Source organism: Paenibacillus sp. 01T422, assembly GCF_056398785.1.
In genome coordinates this window covers 1-13,885 of record NZ_JBFTQB010000045.1, presented here as the reverse complement: position 1 = coordinate 13,885, position 13,885 = coordinate 1, and the positions used below count along the sequence as shown (strand labels likewise).

14 protein-coding genes and 1 pseudogene are annotated in these 13,885 nt (G+C 49.5%); 6 read left to right on the top strand and 9 right to left on the bottom strand.

All coding sequences use genetic code 11. The features are described from left to right. A partial coding sequence (locus AC1DUA_RS04475) for an Hpt domain-containing protein (protein WP_477498585.1) occupies positions 1–432 on the top strand: 432 nt, incomplete at its 5' end. Between the two features lie 68 nt (positions 433–500). On the opposite strand, the gene AC1DUA_RS04470 is transcribed toward AC1DUA_RS04475, so the two are convergent. Together AC1DUA_RS04470 and AC1DUA_RS04465 are read right to left on the bottom strand one after the other, a co-directional pair. Beyond that, positions 501–833, bottom strand: coding sequence for a DUF5658 family protein (locus AC1DUA_RS04470; protein ID WP_477498584.1), 333 nt, complete (start codon positions 831–833; stop codon positions 501–503). Between the two features lie 196 nt (positions 834–1,029). After that, complete coding sequence (locus AC1DUA_RS04465) at positions 1,030–2,586, bottom strand: ABC-F family ATP-binding cassette domain-containing protein (RefSeq protein ID WP_477498583.1); 1,557 nt, start codon at positions 2,584–2,586, stop codon at positions 1,030–1,032. A 162-nt stretch (positions 2,587–2,748) separates the two neighbouring features. On the opposite strand from AC1DUA_RS04465, the gene AC1DUA_RS04460 reads away from it, so the two are divergent. Beyond that, the gene (locus AC1DUA_RS04460) at positions 2,749–3,453 is read left to right on the top strand and encodes a spore germination protein (protein ID WP_477498582.1); all 705 of its coding nucleotides are present in this window, start codon (positions 2,749–2,751) and stop codon (positions 3,451–3,453) included. Positions 3,454–3,520: 67 nt separating this feature from the next. On the opposite strand, the gene AC1DUA_RS04455 is transcribed toward AC1DUA_RS04460, so the two are convergent. The 5 genes from AC1DUA_RS04455 to AC1DUA_RS04435 form a co-directional block, all read right to left on the bottom strand. After that, the gene (locus tag AC1DUA_RS04455; RefSeq protein WP_477498581.1) at positions 3,521–4,975 is read right to left on the bottom strand and encodes a phosphodiester glycosidase family protein; all 1,455 of its coding nucleotides are present in this window, start codon (positions 4,973–4,975) and stop codon (positions 3,521–3,523) included. Between the two features lie 178 nt (positions 4,976–5,153). Further along, positions 5,154–5,660 (bottom strand): SRPBCC domain-containing protein, encoded by a 507-nt coding sequence (locus AC1DUA_RS04450; protein ID WP_477498580.1) that lies wholly within the window; start codon positions 5,658–5,660, stop codon positions 5,154–5,156. Between the two features lie 116 nt (positions 5,661–5,776). After that, positions 5,777–6,112 (bottom strand): ArsR/SmtB family transcription factor, encoded by a 336-nt coding sequence (locus AC1DUA_RS04445; protein WP_477498579.1) that lies wholly within the window; start codon positions 6,110–6,112, stop codon positions 5,777–5,779. Positions 6,113–6,511: 399 nt separating this feature from the next. Continuing rightward, the gene (locus AC1DUA_RS04440) at positions 6,512–7,315 is read right to left on the bottom strand and encodes a DUF2935 domain-containing protein (RefSeq protein WP_477498578.1); all 804 of its coding nucleotides are present in this window, start codon (positions 7,313–7,315) and stop codon (positions 6,512–6,514) included. A gap of 97 nt (positions 7,316–7,412) precedes the next feature. Beyond that, a complete protein-coding gene (locus AC1DUA_RS04435) occupies positions 7,413–8,300 on the bottom strand; it encodes a helix-turn-helix domain-containing protein (RefSeq protein WP_477498577.1) in 888 nt (295 codons plus the stop codon). Positions 8,301–8,421: 121 nt separating this feature from the next. On the opposite strand from AC1DUA_RS04435, the gene AC1DUA_RS04430 reads away from it, so the two are divergent. Together AC1DUA_RS04430 and AC1DUA_RS04425 are read left to right on the top strand one after the other, a co-directional pair. After that, positions 8,422–9,495, top strand: a complete 1,074-nt coding sequence (locus tag AC1DUA_RS04430) for a Gfo/Idh/MocA family protein (protein ID WP_477498576.1) — start codon at positions 8,422–8,424, stop codon at positions 9,493–9,495. A gap of 17 nt (positions 9,496–9,512) precedes the next feature. After that, a complete protein-coding gene (locus tag AC1DUA_RS04425) occupies positions 9,513–10,349 on the top strand; it encodes a sugar phosphate isomerase/epimerase family protein (protein WP_477498575.1) in 837 nt (278 codons plus the stop codon). A 145-nt stretch (positions 10,350–10,494) separates the two neighbouring features. Here the strand turns inward: AC1DUA_RS04425 and AC1DUA_RS04420 are convergent, their stop codons facing one another. After that, complete coding sequence (locus AC1DUA_RS04420) at positions 10,495–10,662, bottom strand: hypothetical protein (RefSeq protein WP_477498574.1); 168 nt, start codon at positions 10,660–10,662, stop codon at positions 10,495–10,497. A 166-nt stretch (positions 10,663–10,828) separates the two neighbouring features. On the opposite strand from AC1DUA_RS04420, the gene AC1DUA_RS04415 reads away from it, so the two are divergent. Beyond that, positions 10,829–11,113 carry a hypothetical protein gene (locus tag AC1DUA_RS04415; RefSeq protein WP_477498573.1) on the top strand — a complete coding sequence of 95 codons (285 nt, stop codon included), beginning with the start codon at positions 10,829–10,831 and terminating at the stop codon, positions 11,111–11,113. Positions 11,114–11,227: 114 nt separating this feature from the next. On the opposite strand, the gene AC1DUA_RS04410 is transcribed toward AC1DUA_RS04415, so the two are convergent. Beyond that, positions 11,228–13,543 (bottom strand): helix-turn-helix domain-containing protein, encoded by a 2,316-nt coding sequence (locus AC1DUA_RS04410; RefSeq protein ID WP_477498572.1) that lies wholly within the window; start codon positions 13,541–13,543, stop codon positions 11,228–11,230. Between the two features lie 149 nt (positions 13,544–13,692). Here AC1DUA_RS04410 and AC1DUA_RS04405 point away from each other — a divergent pair. Continuing rightward, positions 13,693–13,885 (top strand): annotated as a pseudogene (locus tag AC1DUA_RS04405) (hypothetical protein); the annotation flags it as partial.

The window sequence follows — 13,885 nt, the reverse complement described above, 5'->3', positions numbered from 1 at the left end:
ATGCAAATGCTGAAGCTGGGACTCAATGGCATCTTGGTTAAACCCGTGAATGAGAAGCAGCTATCTGATATGTTGGAGAAGTGGCAGGATTTGCATTGGTTATTGCACATTAAGGGCATGGATGCGGAACGTGTGCTGCGGAATATCGATCAAAAAATCCACATTTTTCAATATATGATTGAGAAGTTTAAACAAGATTATGCTTGTTTCACGGAGAAGCTGCTGCCCCCCATGATCCATCGGGAAGATGCCGTTGCTCGTCGCATGGTGCATACACTGAAGGGAGTGGCCGCGAATTTTTATGCCGAGTCCTTGTTAGCGGCTGTCTTGGTACTCGAGAAAGAGATGGAGCAAGAAATCAATTTGGAAGCCTGCAAGGAAGGGATCGTGCGGGTACAGATGGAGATCGATCGGATTATAGCAACCATATAGGCGATAAGAGGAATCAAAAAAGAACCTGGCAGAAGATCAAACTGGCTAGGTTCTTTTTTTCGTTGCTGCTAGTTGGTAGCAAGGTAGGTTAGTCCGTACGATAACCAGACGAAGTGATACACATTGACAGCCCCATAGATGACAACCGTGAGGGAGAGGCAGGGTTTGACCCATGTGCGTTTCCGAATATAAGGGTAGAAGGCCATGAGCAGCAGGGGAAGAATGAGTTTAAGGAAGTAATATCCGGCTACATGCCATTCATAGACACTTCGTATCAGAGGGTTCAGCTCTTCGATAAAGGACAGATGCAAGCCGATGTCCGTGAATAGGGCATCACTTAAACATAAGACTAACAGCCAAAGGAGGAGTTTGCTCTGGAAAAAATGGCGGATGACAGGCATAGATACCCTCGCTTTCGTAGCATGAATGAGTAGGATCGATAACAGTGTGATTAAATTTTATGATACACTTTGTATCAAGTGAAAGCAACTGGGGCTATGTTAGTAAGCAGAGCTTGGCGGCTTTGTCAGAGAAACTTCAAAAAAGAGGCCATCATCAAGTAGATAAATCTACTCAAAGATGGCCACTTCTTATTTCCTAGAATACTTTCGTTGTCCAAGACTCACAATTCCAAGTTTCTGTCACAACATCACGGTAGAAATCCGGTTCGTGGGAAATCAGAATGATGCTGCCCTTGTAGGCTTGCAGTGCACGTTTGAGCTCATCCTTAGCGTCTACGTCCAAATGGTTGGTCGGCTCATCGAGTACCAGCAGGTTCGTTTCGCGGTTGATCAGCTTGCAGAGACGGACTTTAGCCTTCTCGCCGCCGCTCAGTACGACAACTTTACTCTCAATATGCTTCGTGGTGAGACCGCATTTGGCTAGCGCCGCGCGCACTTCGAATTGCGTGAATGATGGGAACTCATTCCATATTTCTTCGATACAAGTGTTATTGTTGGAATCTTTGATTTCCTGCTGGAAATAACCAATTTGCTGGTGCTCTCCTTTTTGAACAGAGCCGGAAACAGGCTGGATTTCGCCGAGAATACTCCGCAGCAAGGTCGTTTTCCCGATACCGTTGGCACCGACTAACGCAATCTTCTGACCGCGTTCCATCCGCAGGTTAAGCGGTCTGGATAGCGGCTGATCATAGCCGATAACAAGATCAGTCGTTTCAAAAATGAGCTTGCTAGACGTGCGGCCCTCTTTGAAATTAAATTGAGGTTTCGGCTTCTCCTTCGCTAGTTCAAGGACGTCCATCTTGTCGAGTTTCTTTTGTCTGGACATGGCCATATTCCGCGTCGCGACGCTCGCTTTGTTACGGGCTACGAAATCCTTTAATTCGGAAATTTCTTGTTGTTGGCGTTTGTAAGCAGACTCATGCTGCTGTTTCCTCATTTCGTGTACTTGCTGGAAGTGATCGTAATCGCCAACATAGCGGTTCAAAGCTTGATTTTCCATGTGATAGATCAGGTTGATAACGCTGTTCAGGAACGGAATGTCATGAGAGATTAGAATGAAGGCATTCTCATACTCTTGCAAATAACGCTTCAACCATTCGATGTGCTGCTCATCCAAATAGTTGGTAGGCTCATCGAGAAGCAGAATGTCGGGTTTCTCCAGCAAAAGCTTCGCCAGAAGCACCTTCGTCCGCTGACCACCGCTCAAATCGTTAACATCCTTCTCTAAGCCGATATCAGTGAGGCCTAGTCCGCGAGCGGTTTCCTCGATTTTGGCATCGATCATGTAAAAGTCTTGATTCGTCAACGTATCCTGAATCGTACCGACATCCTCCAGCATCTGTTCAAGCTCTTCCGGGGTCACATCGCCCATCCGGCCGTACATGTCATTCATTTCTTGTTCCATGTCGAACAGATATTGGAAAGCTCCCTTCAGGACATCGCGGATGCTCATGCCTTTGCTCAGGGCGGCATGCTGATCCAGGTAGCCAACGCGCATGCGCTTGGACCATTCAACCTTGCCATCATCCGGTTGCAGCTTGCCTGTAATAATGTTCATGAAGGTAGATTTACCTTCTCCGTTAGCACCGATGAGTCCGATATGCTCCCCTTTGAGCAGGCGGAACGAGACGTCGTTGAAGATGGCGCGGTCTCCAAAGCCGTGACTTAATCTTTCTACATTTAATATGCTCATGAAATGACACCTTTTCTTTTAAACTTTTTCTCGTTTTATTATAAGCGTTATGGGATAGAAAACTCAATGAATCAGCACGCAAAAATGTGACTGGATGTGATACATAATGCATCCAGAATAAGGGAACGGTACAAATAGCTAAACCACAAACAGGGTGATCCTATGTCTACGACTGCCGCTCCATCGCTAACCCCCCGTCTATCTGAAAATATAGCGCAGTTTATCGATATTCTGGGGGAAAGCAGCGACATTATTATCAGAGAGCTCGGCATCGGAGTATCGGGCGAGCTGCCAGCTGCAATTATATTCACAGATGGATTGGCTGATCCAACTTCCATTCATGAATTGTTAGAATCGCTTATGCTGTTCTCAGGGGACTTCCGGAACTTGGATGGCCGTATGTTAACGGATATTCCAGGTGCCCTGGAACGATACATTATTCCTTTAGGCGGTGTGAGCAAAACCGAGTTGATGGAGGATCTTTGCGATGCAATACTATCCGGGGATACCGCCGTATTGCTGGATAACTGCCAGCTAGGACTCATCGTCAGCACCAGGGGATGGGAGTCGCGCGGAATTACAGAATCCAACGTGGAAGCTGTCGTCCGGGGGCCTCGCGAGAGCTTTACAGAAACGCTGCGCACCAATACGTCACTCATCCGCCGAAGAATCAAACATCCTTCCCTTCGGATGGAAGCCCTCCGTATAGGTCGGATTTCCAAAACAGATGTCGCCTTCATGTATATCAAAGGGACTGCGAATGACAAAGTTGTGGACGAAGTCAGGAATCGCATTCAGCGTATTGATATCGATGCCATTCTGGATACCGGTCAAATTGAAGATTTTTGCCTGATTGGTGATGGTTAAATGTAGTGGGGAATGAAAAGACCTGAAGGCTTGCCCTCAGGTCTTTTGGTGGTTACATAATCCATTATTAAGGTAGGCGAACGGATGCCCTGTACAAGCTGCTGTTCCAGTCCACTTTGCTGTTAAGAGACTCCGCGACGAGGCGGAGAGGAACATACATGCGGCTGTCCTCCATGATCTGAAGAGGGACAGGCACGGAGACAGATTTGCCATTCACCGTCGCTGTGGAACTCCCGTCCTTCAGCTTCATCGTCACGCCTGCGCTCGTAATTGTGGCCGTTCGGGGCGCGGCATCCCACTGAAAACCGGCATTCATCGCGGTGATGAAAGGACGGATCGGAACAACGGTCGTCTCTTTGACGATAAAGCCGCTATAGTCATACACAGGCTGGCCGTTGATGTCGATTTGCACCTTCGGCTTGTCCAGCTTGCGCACGACGAGCGCATTGCTCAGCTCGCGGCCGGGATAGGTCAGCATGGTGCCGTTGGCATACAGACCGGAGCTGGACCCGCCGTCCATATTCATGGCTTCCTTCAGCCCGAGCTGAAGGGTGATGGCGGCGAGCTGGGAAAGCGTTGCGCTCGGCACGGTGCCCATCACGAGATGGTCAGACCCGTCGATGCCGATGAAGCTGCGCGCAGCTAGGGATTGCGTCACCTTCGGGTCAGAGAAGCCGTCCCGCGTAACGTCGAGATCGACAGCGCCGTCCGTGACCAGCTTCGGCCCAACCCCGATGGCCGCCAGCCACGACTTGGCGTTCAGAGAGCTGCCGCCTTCACCTTTGGCTAGCAGCTCCTTCGTGACGCGATCGCCGACGTCTAGATTCGGCAGGACGTGCTGCCGGTTGTYGGCGCTGTTGCCTACATACAGAACGTAACCGCCGGGGGGAACCTGCACGGAATCGTTCGTGATGCGAGTGATGAGTCCATCCTCGATGACGACTTTCGTCCCGTTCGGGAAGCTGATCCAGCTGCCAAAGTCCGGGGTATACCAGATCACTTGATCGGTGCTGTCCTCACCGTAATACTTGTTAACCCCCCAAGGGTTAATGGTGTAAGTTTCGTTACCTTCACTGACGCGCACGGCGATGTCGAGGTCCACGAACTGAATATCGGGTACTTTATCCCGATTCAGAATAAAGGTTTGATTTTCGCCGGAGTGAAGAGCTTCACCGTCTTGTACCATCGTCCCGTTAGAATAGCGGATATAGGGGTTAGACTCATAGGCGTTGAAAAATGTGCCGTTAATCGCGGCAACGGCTCCTTCGCGCTCTGCGATCGCTGAAAGCGGAGCGTCATGACCAATGCCACCGTCAGCCAAGGCAGGAGCGAGCTCCAATGTTGGATCGGTCAAGTCGACCGTAACGACGCTTACGTTATAGGATTTGCCCTGGGCGGTTACCTGCTTGGTAACGGCGTTCACCGAAGGGGAGTATAGTGCGGACGCCGGTGCAGCGCCAGCAAAAAGTACAGCCGTCAGCAGAAGCGCCGCACTGGGTTTCATCATTTTATGGCGAAACATGAGCTTGTCTCCTTTGGGTTCAGTCGAATGCTGCCGAATTATATACAGCTTACTATACTATTCGGTTGGAGAGGGCTTTTTTGTGACGTCTGGCGGACAATCCAGGGAGGGGATGGATGGTAAAAGGACTAGCGAAGGAGAAAAAAACACCGGCTCTGGTGAGTCGGTGCATAGGGCGTTAAGCAAGCTTCGTCAAGTAATCGTCGAGTTGACGGAAAGTACCTTCAAAACCTTGTTCCATGTTCTCAATCATGGAAGCGTAGAAAGCAGCTTCTTCTTCGGTTGGGTTTACAGGGCCACCGCTAGTCGTGACAGTTGTTTGGCCATCTTGCTCTTCGAAAGCTACGATATTCAAGATTTCAAGTGGGAAAACTGGGCTGAACGGAGCACGTATTGTGTTCGCATCCGCATCGGAGAATGAGTTCGTGTACACGAGCTTGTCCGGAGGGGAAACTTCGCTATAAACGAATTTGCCCCACATTTGAAAGCCATCTGGGGATTTCATGCTGAAGTGGAACATGCCGCCTGGACGAACATCACACGTGGATACTTCCAGCTGCATCCCTGTTGGTCCCCACCAGTGCATCAGATGTTCGGGCTTCGTCCAGCATTCGAAGACGAGCTCGCGGGGAGCGTTGAATGTGCGTGTAATGACTAATGAGCTGGCGTTTGTAGCTTCGGACATGGGTGAATACCTCCATAAGTTTAAGATAGGATCAATCTGTACGGGTAAAGTTAGGAGCAGGTCGGGTCTCTCTTCCACTTTGAAGTGGGACCCGCAGCAGTCTCGCGGCGACAGCGCTAAGGCTTGTCATCCGAATTTCTTTCCTTGCTTTGCAATTCCTGCAAATAGGCGTCCAAGCGGTCGAAGCTCTCATCCCAAATGCGACGGAAAGACTTCACCCAGGCATCTAGCTCTTGGAGCGGCTGGGGCCGCAGCTTATAGATCCGCCGATTGGCGATCGGTTGAACCTCCACGATTCCGGCCTCGCTGAGGACGCGGAGATGTTTGGAAACTTGGGGCTGGTTAAGCCCAAGTCGATCGGCGATTTCCCCTACAGTGAGGGGACCGTCACGCAAGAGTTCGACAATGTGTAATCGGTTGGGCTCGGCGAGAGCACTCATAGTCGAATTCATGCTTAAAATATACTTTATTCGGAATATTCCTGTCAAGGAATATATGGAGGCAGAGGCATGTGGGGGATTGGAGTAGTATCGCCTGATAGTGAGCGGTTTATTTCGGAGATGATCGTGAGGTTGCTTGTAAAGTAATGTTCGAACGTGCGTGCGAGGGATCTACAGGACGTTATTTAAGCCCGATGAGCAGGGGGTGGCCGTTTTGGGGAACTACAGGGCGTTATTTTGGGATGAAAGCCATGGAATAGCTTGGAAATAGAGGTATAGAGGACTGTAGTTCCCACTAATCGCGCAAAATAGCTAGTTTCGCTAAAATAGAGGACCACAGTTCCACCTAATTCAAAAAGGCCGCCAAAGAAAGGGATACATCCCCTCCGCAGCGGCCTTAGCATTTTATTTCTAGGCTCCGGCCTGTTTCCCCGTGAGCGCCACTTCAAAAGCATCAATAATGAACAGAAACCTCTCGGCCTCCCGAAACACGTGGTCCGCGAGCAGTGGATGAATGATGCTTTTGATCTTGCAGGCTTCGATTAAATCTCTGGCCGTCTTCTTGAAGTCTCGCAGCGAGACGACGGAAACGCGATTCTGATCCAGGAATTGATCCAGAAGCGGCTCCGTTTGCGACTGCGGCCGCATGCCGCTGAGGTCGATCGCTTGAAATAACAGCTGATCAAAATCATGGCTGAAATTGCGGGCTTGCTCGACTAATTGACGCTCTGACGGGTCAAGCAGATGTCCGATGAATTTGGCATGATCCGCCATAATGYGCAGGAAGAAAACATTTTCATGAATAATTGCATCGGGCAATGGGTCCAGTCTTCCTGTATTTAATTCCTCTAGTCGGTTCCTGAAATAGTTGGCTTCTCGGCTCGTATGATCAACGAGTAAAGGGAAGTTATTGCCCCCTGGCAGCTTACACTGAATGATCAGGCCAAGAACTTTTCTTTTAAAAGCCCAAATGTGTGTTGCGGCTGTGTGCGCTTCTAGGTTAAAACGTTGAATCTGCGCGGGATCAGTCGCCTCGTTATACGAATGGGCTTTGCCTTCAATTTGCTCGAAAATGCTGTAAAATTGATTCGCTTCCTGAATGAGTTGTGTGTCTTCGCAGCGAAAACCAAGCTTTAGAAAAAGCGAATGTTCCTTCATGATTCGGGACCAGAATCGCACTTCTTCCAAAGAACGTGCAACAAACTCATTGGACAAGATCAGCACTCTCCTCGTAGTCAAATATACTATGTTAAGTATAATCGCTTGGAGGAAGAGATAGACCATTGCTAACCTAACTGGGACGACTCCCTGCTCACGTTATCCGGCGATGATGCTCTGCTTTGCGATAATCTTTGGGCACGATGCCTTTGCTTTCCCGGAAAATGCGGGAGAACGTTTTGTATGAGCCATATCCAACCTCTAGCGCAATCTCCGTTACACTCATCTCTGTGGACACGAGCAGACTGCAAGCATGGCGCAGCCGCAGGTCGTGCAGGAAATGGACGAAAGTCTGGCCAGTCGTCTGCTTGATCACTTCGGAGATCCGTGAAGCGCTCATCGCGAACTTCGAAGCAAGGTCCGATAAGGCCAGCTCTTCCTGATAGTTGCGATGAATATAATGAATGATAGGCCAAACCGAGTGATGCGTCTTCGCACCATGAAGCGGAATCGCTGCTGCCTCTGCAAGGGGGGCTTGCTTCCAACGATGGCGGTCGAAGCGGATGAGAATTTCTTTAAGTTTGCCTTTTAGAAGTGTCTGTCTGTATCGTTCGGTGCCGTTGTATTCCTGAAACATCTCCTCAAGGAGGGCGAGCATCATTTGCTGGTCCTGTCCCTGCAGCTGGACATAGGGCGGCAAGGCTGTCATCTCACCTAGAAGCCCTGACAGACCGGGATCACTCCCCGACTCCATCAGCAGGTCCATGCTGAACATGCAGTTATACAAGACCAGCTTCTGACCAGGGTCCGTGAAAATTTCATGCACCTGATAAGGCAGCACGAACGTGAAAGTGCCTGTCCTCATCTCATGATTGACATCATTAATGCTTTCTGATCCCGTGCCCTCAATGACATAGGACAGCTCGAGGAAATCGTGGCGATGTGCGCGAAAGCCGTGCCCCAGCGTATTTTTGCTGATATGAAAAGGGAAGGAGGAGTGCATGTTTGGGTACGTTTTCAAATAGTCGGGAAAATACGTCATACTCAGCTAATCTCCTTCGAAGAAATGGGACGTTTTCCGAAATATAGGTGCGTTTTTCTACTGCCTTTATTTTATCATAAAAGCAGGTCATACAGGATGTACATATGAGGAGGAACTAGGCGTGGGGAGCAGTAAAATTAGAATAGGTATTATTGGTGCTGGTAACATCGGCGGCGTGCATATACGCGAGTTCTCGAAATTGGCAGATTCCTGTGAAATTACGGAGATCACAGACGCCTACTTGCCTCTGGCGCAAGCAAAAGCTCAAGAGTACGGCATTGCCTACGTAGCAGCTAGCCCTGAGGAACTTATTCAAAGCGACAATGTAGATGCTGTCATTATTGGTGTGCCTAACCAACATCATGCATCCCTTGCTGTACAAGCTATCGAAGCCGGCAAGCACGTGCTGATTGAGAAGCCAATGGGCATTAATGCTGAAGCAGCCAAGCAGATCCTGAAAGCGAGCGAAGCTTCGGACAAAGTGGTGATGATCGGTCACCAAATGCGCTGGGAAGCTGTACCGCAGCTGATCAAAGAGCAGGTTGAAGCTGGTGAGCTAGGCAAAATTTACACAGCCAAAACAGGCTGGTTCCGCCGCAAAGGCATCCCAGGCTGGGGCACATGGTTTACGAAAATGGACGAATCGGGCGGAGGCCCGTTGATTGATATTGGGGTTCACATGTTGGATCTTGCGCTCTACCTGATGGGCAATCCGAAGCCAGTTTCCGTCTTTGGTGCTACTTATGCGGAATTCGGTCCTCGCAAAAAGGGGATTGGTACGTGGGGGACGCCGAATTGGAACGGCACGTATGATGTGGAAGATTTGGCTACAGCACTCATCCGGATGGAAGACGGCAGCACGTTGACGTTGGAAGTGAGCTGGGCAGTTCATATGGATACGGACAATACGCCATTCATTCATCTGATGGGTACTGATGGCGGCGCAAGTTACAAAGGAGCATCCGGCAAACTGCTGACAGAGAAATTCAATCGGGCTATCGAGACAGATTTGAAAAAGCCTGAGAATGATGAAGGAGAACGCTTGCGTCTAAGCAGACATTTCCTATCGTGCATTCGCGAAGGCAAACAGCCGATTACATCCGCGCTATCCGGCTTTACGAACAATTTAATTCTCGATGCTATCTATGAATCTTCCCGGACAGGGAATGAAGTTAAACTAAACTGGGACATCTAATTCGGGAGGGAAACACGATGCTTAGAGGGTTAACGGGAGCAGGACTTGGCAAGCTGGAAAGCAATGAGCAGTTCATCGAGTTAGCGGCAAAATACGGCTTTGAAGCCGTCGATATCGACGCGCTTGCCCTAGTAGAAAGCCATAGCGTAGATGGTGCTCGCGAGCTGCTGGGCAAACATGGCCTTGTGGTGGGTTCCATCGGTCTACCGGTGGAATGGCGCGCGTCCGAGGAGCGCTTCCGCGCCGACCTGCCGAAGCTGACACAAGCTGCCGCAGCGGCTGCAGCGCTTGGCTGTACAAGCTGCTGCACGTACGTTCTGCCGTCGACGGATCTGAATGCCGCGCACTTCATGGCGCTGGCTACGCGCAGGTTGCGCACTTGCGCGCAAATCCTTGGCGCATACGGCATCCGTCTTGGTCTAGAGTTCGTGGGGCCGCATCACCTGCGCACACGCTGGAAGCATCCGTTCATCTGGACGGTCGAGGAGACGCTGGATTGGATTGATGCGATCGGCGAGAGCAATGTAGGTTTGCTGTACGACGCGTACCACTGGTACACGAACGGTTTAACGGCAGCTGACATCGAGAAGCTGCACCCTGAGCAGATCGTCCACGTCCACATCAACGACGCGCCGGACGTTCCGGTAGAGGATGTGCTGGATAACGGACGTGTGTACCCAGGCGAAGGCGTGATCGACCTGGCGGGCTTCCTGCAAGCTTTGGCGAAGATCGGCTATAAAGGCGCTGTTTCGCAGGAAATTTTGACGGCTACGCCTCCTACGGATTCCCCGGAGAGCTTGGTGCAGCGCTCCAAGGCGGGCTTTGACAAAGTTTATGCGGCGGCAGGACTGTAGGCTGTTGCACGGTTAATTGCATGATGGGATACGCGTGGATGAATTACTTTTCAATAACGCCGATTCCTGCTGATATTTTCCATAATTATTCCAATTAAGTGCAAATAACGGGAATTTCTCGCGTTAATTTCGCCGAAAATAGCAGCTATTGCCCAGCTACCAGCGATTTAGATGGAGCTTCTACCGCTATTTCATTCCCAGCCGCTGAGCTGCGCAGGTTACCGGTAGAATTTCCATCTATTTCATCTGGAGCATCTGCAAGACTATTAGTTAGATTCAAAGTGAGCCAGAGGACTTCGTGTCCTCGGCTCATTTTGCTGTTTCAGGCTGCTAGTCTCATGAAATGCCAGGAGATTTGCCATTCGACAAAGGTTCCTATGAGCCAGCTGCACAGTCCGACAACATTTTCAGGCATTCTCGTTTACTATGTTCCTGTTCTACTAAATATGCCTATATAAATATGAAAAGGAGATAAGATCATGCAAATTAAAAAGAAGGATGACATTGGCTTGATTTTGGACAACTTTTCGTCGTATGCGAAGTGGGATCCTTCGGGCCAGAAACTATACCTTGTGTTCGCTGATAACAAGCGTGGGGGGCAGTGGACGCTGATGAACTACAACGATGATAGGTTCAGCGTACATGGGCGTGGTAATGACTACTTGGATGAAAAAGAAGCGTTCTTTGAAGAACGCAACAGCGTTGTTTCGTTCTTATGGAACAACCGTGCCGCTCTGAAGGCAGCCGTAGATCCAAGCGAGTAGAAAGCTGGACAACCAGCTAGCTCACCCTAGTTTAACGAAGAGGCAAAAGCCTCCGGAACCACCAACGATGGCTTGGTGGCTCCGGAGGCTTTTGGCGTTGGCTGCAGTTTGGCGCTATGGAGCGACGCCTTCCTTTTGCTTATCGCGGTATTGCCCTGGGGTAATACCCTCCTGTTTGCGGAAGGACCGAATGAAGTTCTGTGAATTGTTATAGCGCAGCTTGGACGAGATATCCTTGATTGGCATATCTGTTTCGAGCAGCCATTTCTTCGCCATATTGAACCGGTAGGCGGATAAGTAATCGCTGAAGGAGCAATTCGTTTCTTTGCGGAAAATGCTGCTTAGATAATTCGCATTGTAATGCAATCTGGATGCGCATTCTTCCAACGTAAGGTCGGTATCGTAATATTTTTGCACAAGATCGATAATTTTCTCTGAAATATTGTGGTACTGCTCATCCTGCCGGTCACGGTAGATGCGGATCAGCGGGTGGATGACCTCTGTCCAGAACCAGTCTTCGATTTCCGCCGTCATATGCAGATTCAACAGCTCCTCGAAGAGTGAGCCCTTGTTCGGGTGAATCTGATTCAAAGAGATGCCGGATTCCTGCATCACCATCAGCAGGTTATTGAGCAGCCGAGCCAGCGGAATCTGGTATTCCTGCGGCGAAAGCGGCGCGGCGAATACAGCTTGCAGGAGCTGTCGCAGCAGCTCTTTGGACTTATCCTTTTCAGCCACCTTGATGGCGTCCATCAACTCATTTTCGAGCGGCTTAGGATAGTTTAGATTCAAGAAATGTTTGCCCGAGTTAATATTTTCGTACTGAATGATGATGCCCTCGCCGAGCTTGATACGATGCTTCAGAGCTTCCAGTCCTTCTTTGTAGGCGATCGACATTTGCGAAAAAGCATGGATGGGAAGGCTCATTCCGATGCTGACATGCAGATTCAGATAGCTGAAGATATGCTGCTGCATCTGCTCCGTCAAGGCGTAGACCTTGTTGCGGAAAGCGGCAGCCTCGCTGTCTGGACTTCCAATCAAGGTCACCACCGTCTGATCAATAATGACCGGAGCAAGCCGCTGCTCGGAAGGAATGAGCTCCTCAATCATATTGTGTGCGGCGAAAAGCAGCAGCTCCATGTCCCTTTTTTCATAACGCGTATTGTCGATGGAGTCGATCTGCAGCGTAATGACGGACATTGTTTTCCATTCGTCCACATGCTTCGTATAGCCGAATTGGGCTAATTTATCGGGCAGCTCGCTTGTTTTGATATGACCCTGAAAAGCTTTGATCAAGAAGAAGGTCCGCACCTGGCCGATATGCTGGTGAACCTCTCTTTCCAGCTGGGACTTGGATTGGAACAACGTATGGACATGCTCGCTGATCATCTGGAACTCGTTGGCCTTCCGCTTCTGGTTCACGGTAACGAGGCCTCCGATTTGATTGAGCAGGAGCTGGATAGGCGAGTACATTTTGCGCGAACCGAGCCAAGCGAGCAGCATGGACAGAAGCAGCATCAGAATGCAGACGTAGATGGTGTAGATTCCGATTTTGCGTGATTCTGTGGTCAAACTGTCGATGGAGGTTAAAGACAAATAAGTCCAATTATTCAAGTTCGAATGCAGATAGCTCACAGAATAGCTCTTGTCGTTGATATCCGCCGTGAATTGACCTGTAGGCGCCTTGAGCTGGCTTAGATCCTTCAGGCCGGCCTCGGTAATCGATTTGCCAATAAGGCTGGCATCCGGATGCATGAGAATCTGATTGTGCTCGTCCATAATCAGGATGTCCTCGAGATGTTTGGTATCGCTTTGAATCAAATCCTGCAGGGAACAGGCAGGAATGTTAGCCATCGCCAAACCGTATTTCTCCAGCCCGGTGGTTGGCAGCTTTTTGACCAATGAGATACTGTAATCGCAGGTTACGCTCCGAGCATTTTCCTCCGTAAAAAACCACTTCGACGGGTTCAAAATCCATGTGCTGTTCTCCTGCGTGTTCATCAGGTTCAGCATTTTATCATAAAAAGGGTAGCCGTCAAAACGGTACAACCCCGAATTCTTAATCATCCAGTTCTCGCGGGCATTGACCAAGATGACATCTTCCAGCTTCGTGTCAAAAGATTGCATATACCGAATCTCGCTGCGCAGATCGTCATACATCATGAAATCGTTTACAGTTAACGGCATGTCCATTGCCTTTTTGAGCACGGTGGAGTTGATGACTTGATTAAGTGTATGGTTGACAGTCGTTAATTTCTGCTCTACATTGGAGTTGATTTGGGTGATTAACTGCATTTTACCTTCGTTTACATTTTTTTGGATCTCATTCGACGAGGTTATGAAGGCAAAAGCACCGATAAAAATAACCGGGAGCGTGCTGAGTAAAAACCCGAACATGGTCATTTTGCTGAGGAAACTTAAATTGGGCATCGCAGCCAACACCTTATCTTAGGATGATCATTTCTGTATCTATGTATTGTAGTCAAGTCTGTCGTGAAGAGCAATAATCATCTGTCTGGCGGATAATCATTTCCTCTGATTATGACCGCAAAACGCTGCTGTAGCAAGGGGGAAGGATCATGAACACACAGGTAAACGTGAAAACTTTTAAGCGCGGTCGTCTCTGTATCATCGGGCTGTTGATGGTTATTTTGATCAGTGGTTGCACGAGAGGAAGCACTACGGGAGCCAATGAGGCTAGCAATGATCGCCCCGTAATTTCCATTATGGCACCGCTTCATTTTCCGCATCCGCCTATCCCCGAGCTTGTTC